This window comes from Crassaminicella thermophila (assembly GCF_008152325.1).
Classification (GTDB): Bacteria; Bacillota; Clostridia; order Peptostreptococcales; family Thermotaleaceae; genus Crassaminicella_A; species Crassaminicella_A thermophila.
The window spans coordinates 1859968-1880282 of the sequence record NZ_CP042243.1; the positions used below are offsets into that span (position 1 = coordinate 1859968).

The window sequence follows — 20315 nt, forward strand, 5'->3', positions numbered from 1 at the left end:
CTTCTACTAATATATCATTTTAAAAAGGCAGAATAGCATAAAAGCCATTCTACCTTTTTTATTATCTTAAAGTTGCACCTAATTTTTCTTCTAACTCTTTTACGATTTTTTCATGCACCTTTGTTACTTCTTCATCTGTTAATGTTCTATCCTTCGCTCTATAAGTTAATGAGTAAGCAACACTCTTATAACCTTCTTGAATTTGCTTTCCTTTATACACATCAAACAATTTAATGCTTTCTAGGATTTCTCTTCCATTTTCCTTTACAATATCTTCTATTTGCTTTACATATATATCCTCTTTTACAACTAAAGCCATATCTCTAGTCATAGCAGGATATTTAGGAAGTTCTTTATAAACTCTATCTAGTCTTGTAATTTGATAAATGATATTAAAATCAATTTCTCCTACATATACTCTTGTATCAATATTATAATTTTCCATAACATCTGGATGGATTTCTCCAATAACCCCTAATGTATGGTTTCCATAAACAATATTTGCACATCTTCCTGGATGAAAGCTTGGATGATTTTTTTCTGGAATATATTCATAATCAGTAATACCTAGTCTTTCAAACAATCTTTCAACAACACCCTTTAAGCTATAAAAATCTATTTCTTTTCCATACATCCCAATGGTTAATACTTTTTTCTCTATTGGAAGACTATTAACGGGAATACTCTTTGGAATAAATACATTTCCTAATTCAAAGGCCTTTGCATACTCAACATTACGGTTATAGTTTCTTGCTAATACTTCAAGCATATTCCCCATTAATGTTGTTCTCATAATGCTTGTTTCTTCACCAAGAGGATTGATTACTTTTACAACTCTTCTCATAAAACTTTCCTCTGGTATACATAATAAATCAAAAGTTCTAGGACTTACAAATGAATAGGTTAAAATTTCATTTAATCCTACTGCATTTAAAGTATTTTTGGCTAATTCTTCTATAATCTGACCATTTGTCTTAGCTCCTTGACTGTTTCCTTTTGGAATTGTCATTCCTAAATTATTAAAGCCATAAATCCTTGCAATCTCTTCCACAAAGTCTATTTCCTGGGCAATATCTAATCTGAAAGTAGGTACAGTAACTAGGAATTTATCTTCTTTAATTGTTACTTTCATCTCTAATCTTTCTAAAATATCAATCATTTCTTCATTTGTTAAGTTTGTACCTAATAAATCATTTATTCTCTTTGGTCGAACCTCAACTACTTTCTCTTCTGCTCTATTTGGATAGATATCAATAACACCAGCTACTACTTTTCCTATTCCTAATTCTTCGACCAATTGACATACTCTATTAGCAGCAATTATTGCTATGTTTGGATCTATTCCCTTTTCAAATCTTGCAGATGCTTCAGTTCTTAATCCCAATTTTTTAGATGTTGTTCTTACTGAATGAGAACTGAAATTTGCAGATTCAATAAGAATAGTTTTTGTGCTTTCACTTACCTCTGAATTTAATCCACCCATAACACCTGCTAATGCTACAGATTTTTTTCCATCAGCAATAATAAGAGTATCTTCATCTAATTTTCTTTCTACTTCATCTAATGTTGTAAAAGTTTCTCCATTTTCTGCTCTTTTTACAATTATTTTATTTTCTTCTAATTTTTCTAGATCAAAAGCATGAAGAGGTTGCCCAAGCTCTAGCATTACATAATTGGTTATATCTACAATATTGTTTATTGGACGCATGCCAGCTTTCATTAATCTATTTTGCAGCCATTGTGGAGATGGCTTTATTTCTACATCTTTTATAACCCTTGCCACATATCTATTGCAAAGATCACTATCTAATACTTCAACAGATGCATAATCTTTTATATTATCAACTTCTTCTTTAATATTTATTTCTAAATTCTTTAAAGGAATATTAAATGTTGCTGCAGTTTCTCTTGCCATTCCTAATATACTTAAACAATCTGGTCTATTTGGTGTAATCTCAAATTCAATAATATAATCATTTAGTCCTAATATATCTTTTATATCTGTTCCTAATGGATAAGCTTCATCTAAAATATAAATACCATCTTTTTCTTGATGCATAGGCAATACTTTATCTGCTATTCCCAGTTCTTCCCCAGAGCACATCATTCCATTAGATACTACCCCACGAAGCTTTCCTTTCTTTATTTTTGTACCATCAGGAAGTCTTCCTCCATTTAAAATCACTGGAATATATTGACCTTCCTTTACATTTTTTGCTCCTGTAACGATTTGAAGAACTTCATCTCCTATATCTACTTGTGTTACTACCAGTTTTTCTGCATCTGGATGTTTTTGTATTTCTAAAATTTTTCCTACTACAATTTTATTGATTTTTTCTCCTAAATTTTCTACAGCCTCAACCTTAGAACCTGACATAACAAGCTCATCACTTAATTTATCAATATCAATATTTTCTATATCTACATATTGTTTTAACCATTCTACTGGTACGAACATATATCTTCCTCCTTTTTTTCTTTAGAACTGCTGAATGAAACGCATATCATTTTCAAATAGCAATCTTATGTCTTCAATTCCATATTTTAACATAGTTATTCTATCTAATCCCATACCAAATGCAAATCCACTATATTCTTCTGGATCTATTCCGCATTCTTTTAAGACATTTGGATGAACCATGCCTGCTCCTAAAATTTCAATCCAGCCGCTTCCTTTACATACTCTACATCCATCTCCATTACACTTAAAGCATGTAACATCTACTTCTGCGCTCGGTTCTGTGAATGGAAAATGATGTGGTCTAAACTTGGTTTTTGTTCCTATACCAAATAGCTGCTTTGCAAACAAATCAAGTGTTCCTTTTAAATCTGCCATTGTAATGCCTTTGTCTACTACTAAACCTTCTACTTGATGAAACATTGGTGAATGTGTAGCATCTAATTCATCAGATCTAAAACATCTCCCAGGAGAAATAATTTTTATAGGAGGCTTACTTCTCTTCATTGTACGAATTTGTACTGGAGAAGTTTGAGTTCTAAGTAAAATATCTTCTGTAATATAAAATGTATCTGTAAGATCCCTAGATGGATGGTACTTTGGTGCATTTAATGCATCGAAGTTGTGATAAACTGTCTCTACTTCTGGCCCTTCTGCAATCTTAAATCCCATTCCAATAAATATATCTTTTATTTCATCTAAAACCATTGTTAGAGGATGCTTATGTCCTAATGCATCTGCTTTTCCTGGCATGGTTACATCTATTGTTTCACTTGCTAATCGCAAATTCTTCTCTTTTTGTTTCATTTCTGTTTTTGCAGTACCTAAAGCTTTTTCGATAGCTGCTCGCACCTCATTGGCAATCTTCCCAACTACTGGTCTTTCCTCATTTGATAAATCCTTCATTCCTCTTAAAACAGCAGTAAGTTCTCCTTTTTTTCCTAAATATTTTATTCTAATATCTTCTAACGCCTGCATAGACTGTGCTTCTTTTATTGCACTCTGTGCAGAACTTTGTATTTTTTGTAATTGTTCTTTCATTGATATACTCCTTTCTAATTATCTATTTTTATAATTCTCTATTACAAAATAAAAAAATCTTCAGTCCCAAAAGGGACGAAGATTTCTCCGCGGTACCACCCTAATAGTTGAAAAAATTCAACCACTTATTTGACTTAACGGCGTCTACCGATAGAACCTACTATTCTTTCAATTCTATAGTTCAAGAGGGAACTTCAGTTATGTTGTATTTTAGAAATGCTCTCAGCCTCTGACATTTCCTCTCTGTAAAGCAAACCATAACCTACTCTTCTCTATCATTACTGATATCCATATTAATAATTTGAAACCAATTCCCTATAACCCAGATAGGCATTAATATTTCCGGTCAACATAAAAACTCTCCAAAACCATTCTGCTGTACCAATCATAATGCCCACACCCCTTTTCATATCTGCTTTTAATCCATTATAGCATAGCAAAAAGAGGTTTACAAGGATTATGCAATACATTTTATAATATTTTTTAAATTTTCTGATTCCTTCTTTGCCGTACTGCTTCATACATCATAATAGATGCAGCAACAGAAGCATTTAAAGATTCTGCCTTTCCTATCATAGGAATCTTCACTAATTCATCAGAATTCTCTAATACTTCTTTTAATACACCATTCGCTTCATTTCCTATAACAAATGCTACTCTTCCATTATAATCCACTTCATCATAATACTTATTTGTATTTAGGCTTGTACTTATTATTCTAATATTTTCTGATTTTAAAAATGTAATTATTTCTTTAGTTTCACCTACATTAATAATTGGAAGATGAAATACTGATCCCATAGTGGATCTAATGGTCTTTAGGTTATATAAATCAACGCAGCCTTTTGTTAATAATACAGCATCAAATCCTGCAGCATCTGCAGTTCGAATAATTGTTCCTAAATTTCCTGGATCTTGAATTCTATCAAGTACTAAAAACAAACCCTTTCCTTCGTTTAATACTTGATCTAAGTTATATAGTTCATAAGGAAGTACTGCTATAATTCCTTGTGGATTTTGTGTATCACAAATTTCCATAAATATCTTATTAGGTACTTGATATATCTTTATATTTTTTTCTATTAAATTTTTTATTAATTCTTCTCCACCACTAGTTTCATATAATTTTTCGCAAAATAATACACATTCTATTTTTTTATTATTTTCTATAGCATCTCTAACAATACGAATACCTTCTACTATGTACTGACTATTTTTTTGTCTATATTTTCTTTTTGTAAGTTGCCTTATATGCTTAATAGTTGCATTGTCATGGGAATAAATATTATTAATCAAAGATTCCACCTCACGACCTATGCCTTTTTCTCTATCTTTTGTATGTCGTCATTGTGTCCAATAACCACTAATACATCACCTTTTTTTACAATATCTGTTGCACTAGGAGATATATTAATTTCTGTACCATGCTTAATAGCCATTACATTAATCCCATATTTTGCTCTCATATTTAGTTCTCTTAAATTATTTCCTTCCCATTCTTGTAGTGCAGAAATCTCTACAATACTATAATCAGGAGCCAATTCAATATAGTCGAGTATATTAGATGATACAAGATTATGTGCAACTCTCACACCCATATCTCTTTCAGGAAATACAATTCTGTCTGCTCCTATCTTATAAAGAACCTTTGCATGCTGTTCATTTTGTGCTTTTGCTACAACATATTTTACGCCTAATTCTTTTACAATAAGTGTAGCCATAATAGAAGATTGTATATTAGAACCAACGGTTATTACTGCCACATCAAAATTTCTCATTCCAAGAGATTTTAAAGCTGCTTCCTCTGTGGCATCAGCTTGCACAGCATGTGTTACAGAATCAGCAATTCCTTGAATTACATCTTCATTGCTATCAATTGCTAATACATCAAATCCTAATCCATAGAGAGTTTTTGCCACACTTGAACCAAATCTCCCACAACCAATTACCACAAATTGTTTCATAATAACACCTCTCTATCCTACAATTACTCTTTCTTCAGGATATTTTATTAATCCCTTATTCTTTTGTTGCTGTCTTGCTAAAGCTAATGCTATCGTTAATGGTCCTACTCTACCTGCAAACATAGTTAGGGATAAAACAATTTTACCTATCCATGTTAGTTTTGGTGTTATTCCTAAAGATAATCCAACTGTTCCAAAAGCTGATGTAGCTTCAAAAAATATTTCAATGAAGCTATGTCCCTTTTCTGTTATTGATAAAATCATTGTTACAAATATAACTAATAACATAGCAATTCCTACTACTGCTAAGGAACGATTAATAATATCTCTAGGTATCCTTCTATTGAAAACTTCTGTATCATCTTTTCCTTTTATTATGCTAATAATTGTCCAAACAATAACTCCTGCTGTTGTGGTTTTTACTCCTCCAGCAGTAGATCCAGAAGAACCACCAATAAGCATAAACACCATTGTTATAAAAATTGTAGCTGTCGTAAGCTTGTCCGTTGGCAATGTATTAAATCCTGCAGTCCTTGGTGTGACAGAATGAAACATAGCAGATAGCAGTTTCCCTTTAAATGTTAGTTTTCCTAATGTATCAGGATTATTGTATTCTAATATAAAAACAGCTACGAAACCTAATAATAGTAAAATACCTGTTATATAAAGAACTAATTTTGCATGTAAGCTAAACTTTTTAAAATTTCTTTTTTGTAAAATCTCAACGATTACTGTAAATCCTAATCCACCTGTAATAATTAAAAAACAAATCACAACATTAATTAATAAATCATCTGCAAAAGGAGTTAAACTTCTAAAACCTCCTATTAGATCAAAACCAGCATTACAAAAAGCGGAAATTGCGTGAAATATACTTAAACCTATACCTTTTGATATACCATACATAGGGATAAATTTAAATGATAATAGCAATGCACCTACTCCCTCTATTGTAAAAGTTGTAATGAGTACATATTGAGTAAGTCTTACAATTCCAGATATGTTAAATTGATTTAGTGCTTCTTGCATTACTAATCTTTCTCGCAAAGTAATTTTCTTTCCAAAAATAATTGCAAAAAATGTGGCCATGGTCATAAATCCTAATCCACCAATTTGAATTAATAAAATAATAACCGTTTGACCAAAAACTGTCCAATAGGTTCCTGTATCTACAACAACCAATCCCGTTACACATACTGCTGATGTAGCTGTAAAAATTGCATTAATAAATCCTACACTATGTCCATTATTTGATGCAATGGGTAAACTAAGCAATATCCCCCCCATCAAAATAACACTAGCAAATCCTAAAACAAGTATCTGTGCAGGGTTTAGTTTATATTTATCAATTCTTTTATTAATGTCGATGATTATCACCCCTGTCCAAATTCTTCCTGCTTTTTGTTATGCATTTATTATAGCATTATCTTTGTAGTTTTTAAAGAAACCTTATAATAAATCACTACATATTATTAACAAATAAGTAAAACTATATGAATAAAGAATGAAAAAAATAGACTCATCTAGAGTCTATTTTTATGCATTTAATTTTTGTTTTGCAACATCTACTAATTGAGCAAAACCTGCTTCATCATAAATTGCCATTTCAGCTAACATCTTTCTATTGATTTCAACACCAGCTAATTTTAATCCATTGATTAATCTGCTGTATGACATACCATTCATTCTTGCAGCCGCATTGATTCTAGCAATCCAAAGTTTTCTAAAATCTCTCTTTCTTAATTTACGTCCTATATATGCAAATCTTAAAGATCTCATTACTGCTGGATTTGCAGCTCTAAAAATCTTACTTTTTGCTCCATAATATCCTTTTGCAAGTTTTAATATTTTTTTATGCTTCTTTTTAGCATTTACTGCTTTTTTTACTCTTGCCATGTTTTTCTACCTCCTTTTCCTTCCTAATCTATGCATATGGTAATAATAGTTTAACTCTTCTTTCTTCTGCTTTTGGCATTATAGCAGCTTTACGTAAATTCCTTTTTCTCTTAGGACTCTTCTTTGTTAAGATATGGCTTTTATATGCCTTTGCTCTTTTAACTTTACCTTTTTTTGTTATTTTAAATCTTTTTGCTGCTCCACGATGTGTTTTCATTTTTGGCATAATTGTTTCCTCCCCTCTATCATCTAAGCATTTTTTGGTGCTAAGAACATTATCATGTTCCTACCTTCCAAATTCGGTTTTTTCTCAATAGTTCCAGCCTCAGAAATGAGTGCACTGAATTTTTCCATAACATCAAATCCTAATTTTGTATAACCCATTTCTCTGCCTTTAAATCTTAAAGTAACTTTTACTTTATCACCTTTTGATAAAAACTTAATAGCTTGATTTGCTTTAACACCTAAGTCATGTTCTTCAATGTTAAGCCCTAATCTTACTTCTTTTACATTAATAACTTTTTGTTTCTTTTTTGCTTCTTTTTCTTTTTTGGACTGTTCAAACTTATATTTTCCATAGTCCATTATTTTACAAACAGGCGGTTTGGCTTGAGGTGCTATCTTTACTAAATCTAATCTTTTTTCCATAGCCATTTCTAATGCTTTCTTTCCTGAAAAAATACCCAATTGCTGCCCATCCGTATCAATTAGTCGAACCTCACGGTCCCTAATCGCTTCATTAATTTCTAATTCTTTAATAATGTGACACCTCCTACAATAATCATCCACATAACAGAAAATAATATATACAAATTAAAAAGCGGATGCATAAGACATCCGCTTCATAAGCCAATAAATCTCTTGCTTTAAATAAAACAAGTAAAAAGCTCATATAAACCTTACGAACACATGTTGTAAGGTGAGAAGCGGAATACTTCTTCTTTATATTACTCAAGTAGTTTATCATCATTTTATGTAATTGTCAACGCATTTTTTATATTAGCAATTATTTTTTTAACTGCATTCTTTTTTTCCATGCATGTAATCCTAATGATAAGCCAATTACGCCATAAGCAACAAAAGCTCTAAAGAATTCTCCGATCTGTGCATCTCCAAATAAATTCTTTCCTGCCTTAGGTGAAACAATAAATAGTGTATGAAAAAGTATTGTTCCAAGAAGTGCTTGCCCTATTGTTGCTCTTGAAACAGATGCTCCTCCAATAAGAAGGGCTGCAATGGAAAATGTAGCAATTTGTACATGGCTTCCATAAGTATTTAATGTACCTATGTTTTGTAAGAAAATTAGTTGTCCCCAAGCAGCTAATAATGTAGAAATAGTTATTGCAATCACCCTAACTTTATCTACATTGATCCCTGAAACCTTTGCAATATGTTTATCTTGCCCAACAGTTCTAAAATCTTGCCCAAGTTTTGTCTTTACAATCAATACATTAAACAAGCACAAAGCGCCAACAACAAGACATGTAACTATTGGTAATTTTATTTTTGTAAGCATTTTTATATTATTAGGAATATCTTTATTGAATAGCAAAACACAACAAATCAAAATAATCATGATGCAAAATATCATTTTTGATATATATGTAGCTGTAAAGAATTTGCTATTTTTGTTTGAATTTTTAATCTTGTAGAATCGAAATAAAGTATAGCTTAGTATAAATAATATGGTTCCTGCTAAAAGAACATAAAAAACGGGAAGCTTTACCATATTGTCTAGTGCATATTTTATTCCTACATTTCTTGAAAGATCAATGGTATTTCTAATCCCAATACCACTACTTAAAACCATTACCGGATCCTTCATTGGAATGAATGTGCCTATTAAAAACAAAAATATAAACTGATAAATTCCATTTGCAAAAAAACCTGCAATCATACTAGCAATCATTTCTTGTCCTTTTGTCTTATTTAGCAGCTTTCCCGTTAAATTCCCAAATAATATTGCCATAGGTGCAGAAAGAATAACACATAATAAAAATCCTTTAATCCCTGTTATCCCCCAGTGAGTTACAGCAATAATAGCAATTTGTCCTGCCATTGCTCCAATTGTAATCCCAAAGTTTAACCCCATTCCTGCAAGTACAGGAATAATAAGTGAAAGTACCAAAAAAGAATTTCTTGTCATTCTAGTTAACAATTCACTTGCAATAAAAAATAATGGCAATTTTGAAAGCTTAACCCCAATAAGGCATACTATCACAAACAATATAGTTACACTATGACTAATTAAAAACTTTTTTATACTAAATTTTTCAAACCCTTTATCTATCTCTTTTACATTGTTCATTTCTGTCATTAGTTTTCCCCCCCTACTTTTGTTAATGCATAAAGAATAATCCCATTTTGTACAATCATTCTAAGTACCTCAGATAAATTTCCTTCACGTACAATTTCATTTGCAACAGGGAGAGCAACTGTCAAAAGTCCTTGGAATAAAAAAACGCCTAATATCACATGTGATATTTTTGCCTTGCTTGCTGAAGCTCCGCCAATAAGTATAGCAGCTACAGCTGGAAATGCCATCATAAGAGGCGCTTGATACAATTGGATAAAACCATAGCTTTGAGCATAGACAAGGATTCCAACTGCTCCAAGTACTGTTGATAAAATCGTTCCAATAATTCTACAATTATCAACATTTATGCCAGAAGCAGCTGCAAATTTTGGATTATCTCCTGCAGCCTTCATAGCCACTCCCATCTTACTCCTTGAAAATAGCCATACAATAAAGCAGCAAGCAAAGAAAAACAATAATAATCCTGTAGGAACTTTTATTCCACCAATATGAAATAATAAAAAGTTATTTAGTATTTCCCCAAAAGTTGAATCTAGGGCAATGGTAACCCTTAACCCCTGTCCAATCGGCCAAACCATCTCAGGATGTTTAAATGGTAATAATATCCACATAATACTCATAAAAAACACAACAGAAAATCCTGTATATGTAGCAACTAGCATCTCAGAACCTTTTATTTTATTTAAGAGAATACCGTATACCCAGCCAACAATGATTGCAAAAGGCAATGATATGAATAATCCTGCAAAAAAACTTCCTGCTCCAGTTAGCCCTAATTCTATGCTTATAAGTCCACCAAGCAACCCACAAATGATTCCAAGAGGTAATGCAAAGTTTGGTCCAATACCCGATTGAATAGCAGGCACCATAGCAAGAACCAATATACCATACATACCAAACCTTCGAATCGTATCTGAAATCAAAGAATATATAGGCAGCTTCAATAGTAATGCAACAATAAATAAAAATATGAAAAAGGAACTGATAATTAATCTTGGAAGACCAAATTTATTTGTAAATCGTCTCACTGCTTCGCTCATTTATAAAGCCTCCTTACTGTGAAGTTTTCGATATTCTCCAGCCATCATTAAACCGAAATCTCTATCACTTGCAGAAGGACTAAGTATGCCTTCTATCTTTCCTTCTGAGATAATAGCAATTCTATCACAAATAGACCTTAATTCTGCGAGCTCACTAGAAGTCATTACAATTGTCATTCCAAGTTCTTTATTTAATTTTACCAACAAATCCAATACTAGCTTTTTCGCTCCAATATCGATTCCTCTGGTAGGTTCTGAAACAAATAGAACATTTGGTTCTAATGTTAATGCTCTTGCAATACAAACCTTTTGCTGATTTCCCCCACTAAGTCTTCTAGTAAGCTGAGTAGGACCTGTACATCTAATATCCAAATTTTCTATCATTTTTAGTGCATGTACCCTTGTTGCCTTCGTATCTATTTGATCAAAAAAAACAAATTTTTTTAAAAACTTATCTTTAATTTGCATAGTTGTAACCACTATATTATGCTCAATAGAAGAATCTAACAGTAATCCTATTCCTCTTCTATCCTCTGAAACAAAAGCCAAACCACTTTTAAGGGCTTCTTTCGTATCATTTAATTTTAACTTTTCTCCTCTTAAAAGGACCTCTCCTGTTGACTCATAAAGCCCCATTATACCATTTGCAATACCAATCTTCCCTTGTCCAGCTAAACCTCCTATACCTAGTATTTCTCCCTTTCTAACTTCTAAATCTATCCCCTTTACTTCTTCTCCTGGCATATCCACTCGGAGATCTTTAATAGAAAGTATTACTTCTCTATTCTCTAATTCTTCTTTATTGCTTTCATCTTTTTGCGTAACTTCTATCTTTCTTCCAACCATTAATTCTGCCAGCTCTCCTACATTGGTTTCTTCTTTTTTTCTTGTAGCCACCAATTCTCCATCCCTAAGTATGGTTATTTTGTCAGCAGCTTCCATAACCTCATCTAATCTATGTGTAATAAAAAGAATAGCAATGCCAGATGCTGCTAGTTTTTTCATAGACCTGATAAGATTGTCTGCTTCACTTTCCGTCAAAACTGCAGTAGGTTCATCAAAAACTAAAAGCCTAACATTGCTTTTATCAATTTCCCTTGCAATTTCTATAAACTGCATATAACCAACGGGTAAGCCAGCAACCTTAACCCACTCCTCTATATTGATTCCAAGGGTATCTAATGCCTTTCTTGCATCTTTATTCATTTTTTTGTAATCTAAAAATTTTAAGCTGTCTCCAAATAATCTACTAATTGGATTATCTTTTGTGATTTCTCTATTCAGCTTTATATTTTCTGTCAAAGAAAATCCAGGTACAAGCATAAACTCTTGATGAACCATGCCTATACCAATCTCCATAGCTTCTTTGGGAGATTTAATATCTACTTTTTCTCCTTCAATAATTACCTCTCCGCTAAATCCTCCCGTTGAATGAATAACTGGCATTCCAAATAGAACATTCATAAGGGTTGATTTTCCAGCACCATTTTCTCCAAGCAATGCATGAATCTCTCCAGGTTTAACAGATAGACTAACTCCTTTTAATACTTGATTTCCAAAATATTCTTTCTCAATATTATTCATCTGAAGTACATATTTTTCTGACATTTTTTCACCACCTCAATAATTTCATGAAAATGCAAGGCTGCCTATATGGCAACCTTACACTTTCATGTTTATCTAAATTATAAATAAGAACTAATTAAAAGTTTAGGAAATCTAGTAACACCATTAAATAGTTATCATATTTTACTCCACTTTCTTCCAATGGAGATAATGTAATATCAACTTTTGCATATTCTTTAAATTTTTCATTTACCTTTTCTACATCTAGCTTTCCATTTGTTTCTCCATCTATGTATGCTTTTGCATATTCAGCACCTGCTTCAACAAACATCATGGCAACAGGTACTGGCCAAGTAGAAAATCTTCCTGTACCGTTCTTTTCTGCTATCTTTTCTTTAATTTGATCTACTACAAAATTAATATCACCTTTTTTATCTTCAGGAATCTTAATACCTAATGCTGAAGGGAATCCATGATATGGAGATGGACAGCAAGGTTGTGGATATATTGCTCCTTCATCTAAGCTTGCTTTGATAAGAGGTACTTGCATTGCACAGTTTGTACTAAAGAATGCAGTATCCTTTCCATACTGTTCAACCTTTCTTGGCACATCTTCTAAGATAAATTGCTGTGCACCTGATACACCAGCATCACCTGTAGGATCTGGCGCTGTTGCATCTACAAATTTAAGCCCTAACTTTTCACAATTTTCTTTAAACAAATCTCTTCTTGCAGAAAGTAGTGCATAAGACATATGTCTCGGGAATGAATAGTGGACAAAAGTTTTTGCTCCTTGTTTTTTAGCCTGCTCAATAATTGTATGACCCATTGATAGTTCATCCATAGCAAATACAATATCTGCCTTAGATGCAATCATTTTTGGATCCTCTCCAGGCGTACCAGCTATAATCAAAAGATCATCTCTTAGTTCCTTTACTTTATCAATAGCTGCTGAAGTTCCAGGAACAGCTTGAACAATAATAAGGGCTTTAACATCTGGATCTGATGCCATACTTACAAGGTTTGCTATGGTTGTTTCTTGCTCATCCATAAATTTATCAGGATAAGTCATTAAAATCACATGCTCTTCACCATATTTTTTAAGTACGTTTTGAGCAGCTCTATACTCTTCCTCATTCTGAGAAACAGTACCAGTCATAATTCCTATTTTCCAATTTCCATCTTCTTTAGTTTCTGTAGCTGCTGCTTCTTCAGTAGCTGCTGGTTCTTCTGATGCTTGTTTTTGGCCACAAGCTCCTAAACTGAACATCATCATCAGGACCAACAAAATTGCAAAACTTCTTTTTAACATTTTAATTCCTCCCATACTCTTATTTATTCTTTTAGAGAAAAGGTGTTTTTCCCTTTTCAATAAAATTTATAATACTAATTCATTTCTATGCAGATTATGTCCCATTTCATTCCAAAATGTTTTTATTTTTTTCAGAATAATTATTATATTCTATATTTTTCAAAAAAACCCTTTTAAGACCATTATTTTTTTATATTTTCTGATATTTCACAAACAAAATCATTTAAAAAATTTTTTTATTTATCATTTCTATTAATATTTTTACTGCTAGATTGGGAAAACTAATCATGAACGAATATGAAAGAAGGTGATAAAAATTTATAAAAAGAAAATAATTTTTATTCTTTTCTGCTTTAGCTTAATAATTACTTTTATGGTAATGTTCGGTTCCTTAAACGGAAATATAAGTTTCGTCCGTATTAACATTATAAATAAATTTCTACTGATCCTAGCTTGTTCAGTATTGTTTATTTACTACATGAAATTAGATAAATCACCTCAATTAGAACCTGTACAAATAAAAATGGAAAAAAAAGATAAAGATGATAGACTAAATAACCTAAATAAACCTTCAGTCCGTTTTAATGATGTGGCAGGACTTGATGAAGTAAAAGAAGAACTTGCAGAAATTATTGACTTCATTAAATCTCCCCAAAAATACCACAAAATGGGAGCAAAAATTCCTAAGGGCATTTTATTTCATGGTCCTCCTGGAACAGGAAAAACGCTACTAGCACAAGCTCTTGCCGGAGAAACTGAATCTAGTTTTTTCTCAGCTAGTGGATCAGAATTCGTTGAAAAATATGTTGGTGTTGGAGCAAAAAGAGTAAGATCTTTATTTGAAAAAGCAAAAAAGAGTGCTCCAAGTGTAATTTTTATAGATGAAATCGATGCCATAGGTGCTAAAAGAACGACTGAAAGCAATAACGAAAAAGATCAAACACTCAATCAACTTCTAATAGAAATGGACGGTTTCAATTCAGACCAAACAGTTGTAGTAATCGGTGCAACAAATCGTCTTGATTTATTAGATGAAGCACTTTTAAGGCCCGGTAGATTTGATCGTCACATGTTTATAGGAAACCCAGATGTTCGAGCAAGAGAAGAGATATTTTTAGTTCATACAAAGAATAAGCCTATAGATAAAAGTGTAGATATAAAAGCATTAGCCAAAAGAACACATGGTATGTCAGGTGCTCATATTTCTAATATAGCAAATGAAGCTGCAATACTAGCTGTAAGAAACAATAAAACCACCATTGGAATAGAAGAATTTAACGAAGCCATTGAAAAAGTTATTGCAGGCCTTCAAAGAAAAAATACTGTTATTTTAGAAAAAGAAAAGCGAAAAGTATCCTTCCATGAGGCAGGGCATGCTTTGATGGGAAAAATTTTAAATACAGATTTGGTATCAAAAGTATCCATTGTTCCAAGAGGTGAAGCTTTAGGATATGTAATGTATGCTCCTGAAGAAGATCGATATCTAACGACAACCGAAGAACTTAAAAATAAGATAAAAGTTTTGCTTGGAGGTAGATGTGCTGAACAAATTATTTTTGGAGAAATCTCTACTGGTGCAAAGGATGATTTAAAAAAAGCAAATAGCATTGCTTATCAAATGGTTTGTGATTATGGCATGAGTAACCTATTAAATAGAGTTTTTGAACCCGCTTTTGTGAAAAATTGTTACCCTATGATTGATAAAGAAATAAAAAACATCATAGAAGAATGCTATAATGACACTTTTGAAGTTTTGAAAAACAATTCTAATTTATTATCTACAATTGCTCATGAATTATATGAAAAAGAAACCCTTTCTGGTGAAGAACTTGAAAATATAATTCAAATTCACTTTAAAAAATATGGTGCAACAACATAAAAGAGAGTCACATAGACTCTCTTTTATAATATCCTGTTTTCAATTTCTTCCTTTAATTTTTGTATGAAGTTTTCAATATCTTGACTTCCTAGTTCCCCATTATCTCTAGACCTTACAGCTATTGTATTAGATTCAACTTCTTTTTCTCCAACAATAACCATATAAGGAACTTTTTCTAATTGTGCTTCACGAATTTTATAACCAATTTTTTCATTTCTATCATCTAATTCAACACGTATATTGTTTTCTTTCATTAAGCTTGCAATCTTTTCTGCATATTCTTTAAATTTATCAGCAATTGGCAATACTTTTACTTGAACAGGAGATAGCCATGTTGGGAATTTTCCTGCAAAATGTTCTATTAATATTCCAATAAATCTTTCTATACTACCAAAGGCTACTCTATGAATAACTACAGGTCTATGTTTTTCTCCATCCTTACCAATGTATGTTAAATCAAATCTTTGTGGTAATTGGAAGTCAAGCTGAATTGTTCCACACTGCCAAGTTCTTCCAATGCAATCTTCTAAATGGAAATCTATTTTAGGTCCGTAAAATGCCCCATCACCTTCATTTAATTTATATGGAAGATTTAATTCTTCCAAAGCTTCTTGCAAAGCTGTTTCAGCCATTTGCCATTCTTCATCTGATCCCATTGAATCTTCAGGTCTTGTAGATAGCTCTACATGATATTTAAATCCAAATCTAGTATACACTTCATCTATTAGTTTTGCTACTCCTTTTATTTCATCTTTAATTTGTTCTGGAAGCATAAAAATATGTGCATCATCTTGAGTAAAAGCTCTTACTCTCATTAGTCCATGAAGTGCTCCAGATAATTCATGTCTATGAACTCTTCCAACTTCCCCAACTCTCATAGGAAAATCTCTGTATGAATGCATATCATTTTTATATATAAGCATTCCTCCAGGACAATTCATCGGCTTAATAGCAAAATCTTCATCATCAATTTTTAAAGTATACATGTTTTCCTTATAATGATCCCAATGTCCAGAAGTCTCCCAAAGCTTTCTGTTTAATATAATAGGCGTTTCCACTTCAACATATCCAGCTTTTCTATGCACTTCTCTCCAATATTCTAATAAAGTATTCTTAAGCTGTGTTCCCTTTGGCAAGAAAAATGGAAAACCAGGACCTTCTTCAAGAATTGTAAATAATTTTAATTCTTTTCCTATTTTTCTATGATCTCTTTTCTTAGCTTCTTCTAATCTATAAATATATTCTTCTAACATTTTCTGTTTTGGAAATGATGTTCCATAAATTCTTTGAAGCATTTGATTTTTTTCATCCCCACGCCAATATGCACCAGCAACACTCAATAATTTTATTGCTTTTACAGGTTTTGTTGAAGGTAAGTGAGGTCCTGCACAAAGGTCTACAAAATCCCCTTGCTTATAAAAAGAAATAACTGCATCTTCAGGTAAATCTTTAATTAATTCTACTTTGTAGTTTTCTCCTCTTTCTTCCATATATTTTATTGCTTCATTGCGAGGCAATTCAAATCTTTCTAATCCTAAATTTTCCCCAGCAATTTTTTTCATTTCTTTTTCAATTTTTTCTAAATCACTTTCTGTAAATCTATGTTCTGAATCAAAATCATAATAAAATCCATTTTCAATAGCTGGGCCTATAGCAAGCTTTGTATCAGGAAATAATCTTTTTACAGCTTGTGCTAAAATATGTGCACTTGTATGTCGAAAAACCTCTTGACCTTTTTCATCATCAAATTTTAAAATGTTTATCTCTGCATCTTCATTAATAACATATTTTAAATCTACAATCTTATCATTTATCTGTCCCGCTACTGCTTCTTTCGCAAGTCTTCCACTAATCTCTTTTGCAACTTCTAATATTGTTATTCCTTTTGAAAATTCCTTTATAGAACCATCTTTTAAAGTTACCTTTATATTGCTCATATATATTACCTCCTTTATTTTGTAAACTAAAAAACCTCTCATCCCCAAGCAAAGCTCAGGGACGAGAGGTATCTCCCGCGGTTCCACCCAAATTGACCGTGTCCACTTTATGGCATTAACGTTGCCTAACGAATACCTTTTTGCTTTTTAGCTACTAAGGTACAGCTCAAAGGTAGTTTTCCTATATCCATATCAAAGGATGCTTACAGCCTATGACATCCTCTCTCTTTTGACTGGGTTTATAGTACTCTTCCTTTTCATAGCTTTTAACAATATTAAAACCTTCTTTTCCAACTTTGTTTAATTATAAAAATATTTTCAATACTTGTCAATAAGTTTTCTCAATTTTTCTTTATATTATACCATCAATATAATTATTCCTTGAATAAGACCAATAATACATCCTAAAATTGCGCCTAAAATCTCTATATGCTTTAATTCTTTTTTTGCAATAGCAATAACAATTTCTTCTAATTTCTCTAATTCAAAATCATTAATCTTTTCCTCTATTATTTTAGATATCTTTATTTTTTCTGTGGCTTTATGAACCATCTTTTCTGTTAGCTCAGTAATAACACCTTCAGCCTCGTTATCAATAATCTCTTCAATATACTCCTCTATCATACCTTTAAAAGCACTAGGAATAAAGCTAGGTAACTTTTGCTCTACAATCATTTTTATTTTTCGTTTAATAGCAAAGATAATTTCACTTTTATTTTCATCTTCAATAAATTTATCTATAATTTCTTCCATAGAAATCAACTCTGTTTCTACAATCTCTCCTACACTTTTAGCTAGTTCCCCTTTTCTTTTTGGAATTAATCCTTGAATACTTACGTTCAAAACAGGCACATTAATTGGTTGTAAGGGCCTAAATATAAATTTGATTGCTAAAACGTTCGTAATCCATCCTATAATCGATCCAACTGCAGCTAAGATGAATAACTTTATCCAAAACATTATATCTCACCTCTATAATCTTATCTTTTGCAAATATATAGAAATCTATAGCATAAATCAGTATAACATAGTTAAATAGCGAATACAATATCCTAACTTTTTATATAAACAATTTAAGAGTAGAGAATATCTCTACTCTTGTATAATATTTTGACTTGACAGACAAAGTTCACAACCACTGCACATATATACTCTATCTGAAAATACATTTTTGATTGTCTCAATAATTTCTTTTTTCTTGATTTTAGAAGAAAAATGGATAACAATTTTTCTAGGTGCCAAAGTAATTAAAGAACTTATTAACAAATCATCATAGCTAATATCTTTATCTGCCATTTCTAACGCTAAATCTTCTAGGTATTCATTATTAATAGATTTATTTTGGTAATCATAAAGATCATATTTTCCATCTTTTCTTATAAGTACATTAACCATATCTATTTTTGCTTCTTGAATATCTACAAAATATCTTAAAAGTCTTATAAATTCATTATATTCTTTTTCCATTAAATAATCTTCAACAGCCTTGTCTATATTATTTTCTAATTCCTCAATATAACTTCGCAATCTAAACCTAACAAAGCCTTTTAAATTAATAATATTATTTTCTCTTAAATAACTTATAATTTCTTGAATAATTTTTTCTTTTCTATTCTCAATACAAACTTCATCTTCCCTATATTTATATACTTCTTGATCTTGAATTGTCTTTAAATGTTTAAGAATAGATTTTCTTTCCTGTAGATTAAAATAATAATATTGATTTGCTAAAATTTTATTGGCCAATTTTTCTTCCATGTCTTTAAGAATTATTTCAGAAAAAATGTTTGCCATATAATATTTAAATACACTACCAAAATCATCGGTTGTATAATTTTTTAAACTTGATTCTTTTACTGCATATTGAATATAGGTTATCTTACCTTGTTTGTAAATATCTTTATCAATCGTTATTCCTTCTTTATTAAAATAATTTATATCTTTATCTAATCTATCATAAACACTCTGCCAGCAATCATTTAATATAACCATCATAAGATCCATTGCTTTCACTCCTTCTTCTACTGTATTAGTAGTATATGTGTAATAAGAAGTGATATTCAAAATACAGGATTACATTTATTTCTTAATATGCCATTTCTAAAAAAGGTATTATTGAGCCAATATCTATTGGTTTTTTATCATCTAAAAAAACAGGCTCAACTTGCTGATTACTTAAAAAGTCTAAAATCCTTTCATAATCAGGATGGTTCCTTAAGTGCCCAGAAAAAGCCAATTTATTTTTTCCAATAAATCCTGATATTCCTCCTATAAAACCATAACTAAGTCCCGGTAAATCTATGTATCCAGGAGATATTAACAATGTTTCTATTCCATATTTTTCTACTTTTTTAGCAATCCCTCTATCAGATGTAATAATGGCTTTTTCACTAACAACACAAATTGAACATTTTGAATATCCTTGCTTCACATGAATAAACTCTACACCGCTTTTTTCAAGTAATTTTAAGGTAACTTTATCTGTATATTTCAAATTATGTATGGCAAAATTCGAAACTCTTGCTATATTATATGCTATATTTTCTGGATAGTTCCTAAGCAAGAAAGTTTCACCTTTGATCACATTAAGCCCTAGTTTTTTAAGAGGTTCTTTTAATATTTCATAAACATTTGGTGCAACAACAAAATCTTTTCCATCGACAGGATGTAATAAAATATCTGGATGATATGAGATAGCATCGTACAACTCTTTGCAAAAAGGTGTTTTTACTATATGTATACTCATATTCTTTAATTTATTCGTCAAAATTTGAGGAGTTCGTCCATCTATAATTACAGCTAAGACATCCTCTTTTGGTAAAAAAGGTATATCAAGAAATTTATATTTCATTATTATCACCTAATTTATATTTTTAAGTTTATTATATACTAATTTGTTATCAAA

General features: G+C 31.2%; 17 protein-coding genes and 2 other annotated features. Of the genes, 1 reads left to right on the forward strand and 16 read right to left on the reverse strand.

What is annotated here, in order from left to right:
* Positions 1 to 61: 61 nt before the first annotated feature.
* The 12 genes from pheT to FQB35_RS09285 all read right to left on the reverse strand — a co-directional run bounded on the left by pheT (position 62) and on the right by FQB35_RS09285 (position 13594).
* The gene (gene pheT / locus FQB35_RS09225; RefSeq protein WP_148809650.1) at positions 62 to 2458 is read right to left on the reverse strand and encodes a phenylalanine--tRNA ligase subunit beta; all 2397 of its coding nucleotides are present in this window, start codon (positions 2456 to 2458) and stop codon (positions 62 to 64) included.
* A 21-nt stretch (positions 2459 to 2479) separates the two neighbouring features.
* A complete protein-coding gene (pheS, locus tag FQB35_RS09230; RefSeq protein WP_148809651.1) occupies positions 2480 to 3499 on the reverse strand; it encodes a phenylalanine--tRNA ligase subunit alpha in 1020 nt (339 codons plus the stop codon).
* A gap of 68 nt (positions 3500 to 3567) precedes the next feature.
* Positions 3568 to 3787: a binding site (T-box leader), on the reverse strand.
* Positions 3788 to 3982: 195 nt separating this feature from the next.
* Positions 3983 to 4795: a 23S rRNA (guanosine(2251)-2'-O)-methyltransferase RlmB gene (gene rlmB, locus FQB35_RS09240; RefSeq protein ID WP_333473029.1), complete on the reverse strand. Its 813-nt coding sequence runs from the start codon at positions 4793 to 4795 to the stop codon at positions 3983 to 3985.
* A 17-nt stretch (positions 4796 to 4812) separates the two neighbouring features.
* On the reverse strand, positions 4813 to 5463 hold the full coding sequence (locus tag FQB35_RS09245; RefSeq protein ID WP_148809652.1) for a potassium channel family protein: 651 nt from the start codon (positions 5461 to 5463) through the stop codon (positions 4813 to 4815).
* A gap of 12 nt (positions 5464 to 5475) precedes the next feature.
* Positions 5476 to 6831, reverse strand: a complete 1356-nt coding sequence (locus FQB35_RS09250) for a TrkH family potassium uptake protein (protein ID WP_231701899.1) — start codon at positions 6829 to 6831, stop codon at positions 5476 to 5478.
* Positions 6832 to 6999: 168 nt separating this feature from the next.
* Positions 7000 to 7359 (reverse strand): 50S ribosomal protein L20, encoded by a 360-nt coding sequence (gene rplT / locus FQB35_RS09255; RefSeq protein WP_148809653.1) that lies wholly within the window; start codon positions 7357 to 7359, stop codon positions 7000 to 7002.
* A 28-nt stretch (positions 7360 to 7387) separates the two neighbouring features.
* The gene (rpmI, locus tag FQB35_RS09260; RefSeq protein WP_148809654.1) at positions 7388 to 7585 is read right to left on the reverse strand and encodes a 50S ribosomal protein L35; all 198 of its coding nucleotides are present in this window, start codon (positions 7583 to 7585) and stop codon (positions 7388 to 7390) included.
* Positions 7586 to 7608: 23 nt separating this feature from the next.
* A complete protein-coding gene (infC, locus tag FQB35_RS09265; RefSeq protein ID WP_148810813.1) occupies positions 7609 to 8121 on the reverse strand; it encodes a translation initiation factor IF-3 in 513 nt (170 codons plus the stop codon).
* 244 nt (positions 8122 to 8365) lie between these two features.
* Positions 8366 to 9676, reverse strand: coding sequence for an ABC transporter permease subunit (locus FQB35_RS09270; RefSeq protein ID WP_231701769.1), 1311 nt, complete (start codon positions 9674 to 9676; stop codon positions 8366 to 8368).
* On the reverse strand, positions 9676 to 10716 hold the full coding sequence (locus FQB35_RS09275) for an ABC transporter permease subunit (RefSeq protein WP_148809655.1): 1041 nt from the start codon (positions 10714 to 10716) through the stop codon (positions 9676 to 9678). Before FQB35_RS09275 ends, FQB35_RS09270 begins: the two co-directional genes overlap by 1 nt.
* Positions 10717 to 12324 carry a sugar ABC transporter ATP-binding protein gene (locus FQB35_RS09280; protein WP_148809656.1) on the reverse strand — a complete coding sequence of 536 codons (1608 nt, stop codon included), beginning with the start codon at positions 12322 to 12324 and terminating at the stop codon, positions 10717 to 10719. It lies immediately after the preceding gene.
* Positions 12325 to 12418: 94 nt separating this feature from the next.
* Positions 12419 to 13594 carry a DUF3798 domain-containing protein gene (locus tag FQB35_RS09285; RefSeq protein WP_148809657.1) on the reverse strand — a complete coding sequence of 392 codons (1176 nt, stop codon included), beginning with the start codon at positions 13592 to 13594 and terminating at the stop codon, positions 12419 to 12421.
* A 379-nt stretch (positions 13595 to 13973) separates the two neighbouring features.
* On the opposite strand from FQB35_RS09285, the gene ftsH reads away from it, so the two are divergent.
* Complete coding sequence (ftsH, locus tag FQB35_RS09290) at positions 13974 to 15473, forward strand: ATP-dependent zinc metalloprotease FtsH (RefSeq protein ID WP_207707387.1); 1500 nt, start codon at positions 13974 to 13976, stop codon at positions 15471 to 15473.
* A gap of 23 nt (positions 15474 to 15496) precedes the next feature.
* Here the strand turns inward: ftsH and thrS are convergent, their stop codons facing one another.
* The 4 genes from thrS to FQB35_RS09310 all read right to left on the reverse strand — a co-directional run bounded on the left by thrS (position 15497) and on the right by FQB35_RS09310 (position 20261).
* Positions 15497 to 17410, reverse strand: a complete 1914-nt coding sequence (gene thrS / locus FQB35_RS09295) for a threonine--tRNA ligase (protein WP_148809659.1) — start codon at positions 17408 to 17410, stop codon at positions 15497 to 15499.
* Positions 17411 to 17464: 54 nt separating this feature from the next.
* Positions 17465 to 17680, reverse strand: a binding site (T-box leader).
* 87 nt (positions 17681 to 17767) lie between these two features.
* Positions 17768 to 18370 carry a DUF445 domain-containing protein gene (locus tag FQB35_RS09300; protein ID WP_148809660.1) on the reverse strand — a complete coding sequence of 201 codons (603 nt, stop codon included), beginning with the start codon at positions 18368 to 18370 and terminating at the stop codon, positions 17768 to 17770.
* Positions 18371 to 18502: 132 nt separating this feature from the next.
* Entirely contained in the window at positions 18503 to 19414 is a 912-nt protein-coding gene (gene ytxC / locus FQB35_RS09305; protein WP_148809661.1) for a putative sporulation protein YtxC, read from the reverse strand.
* Positions 19415 to 19496: 82 nt separating this feature from the next.
* A complete protein-coding gene (locus tag FQB35_RS09310; protein ID WP_148809662.1) occupies positions 19497 to 20261 on the reverse strand; it encodes a DUF6873 family GME fold protein in 765 nt (254 codons plus the stop codon).
* Positions 20262 to 20315 lie beyond the last annotated feature (54 nt).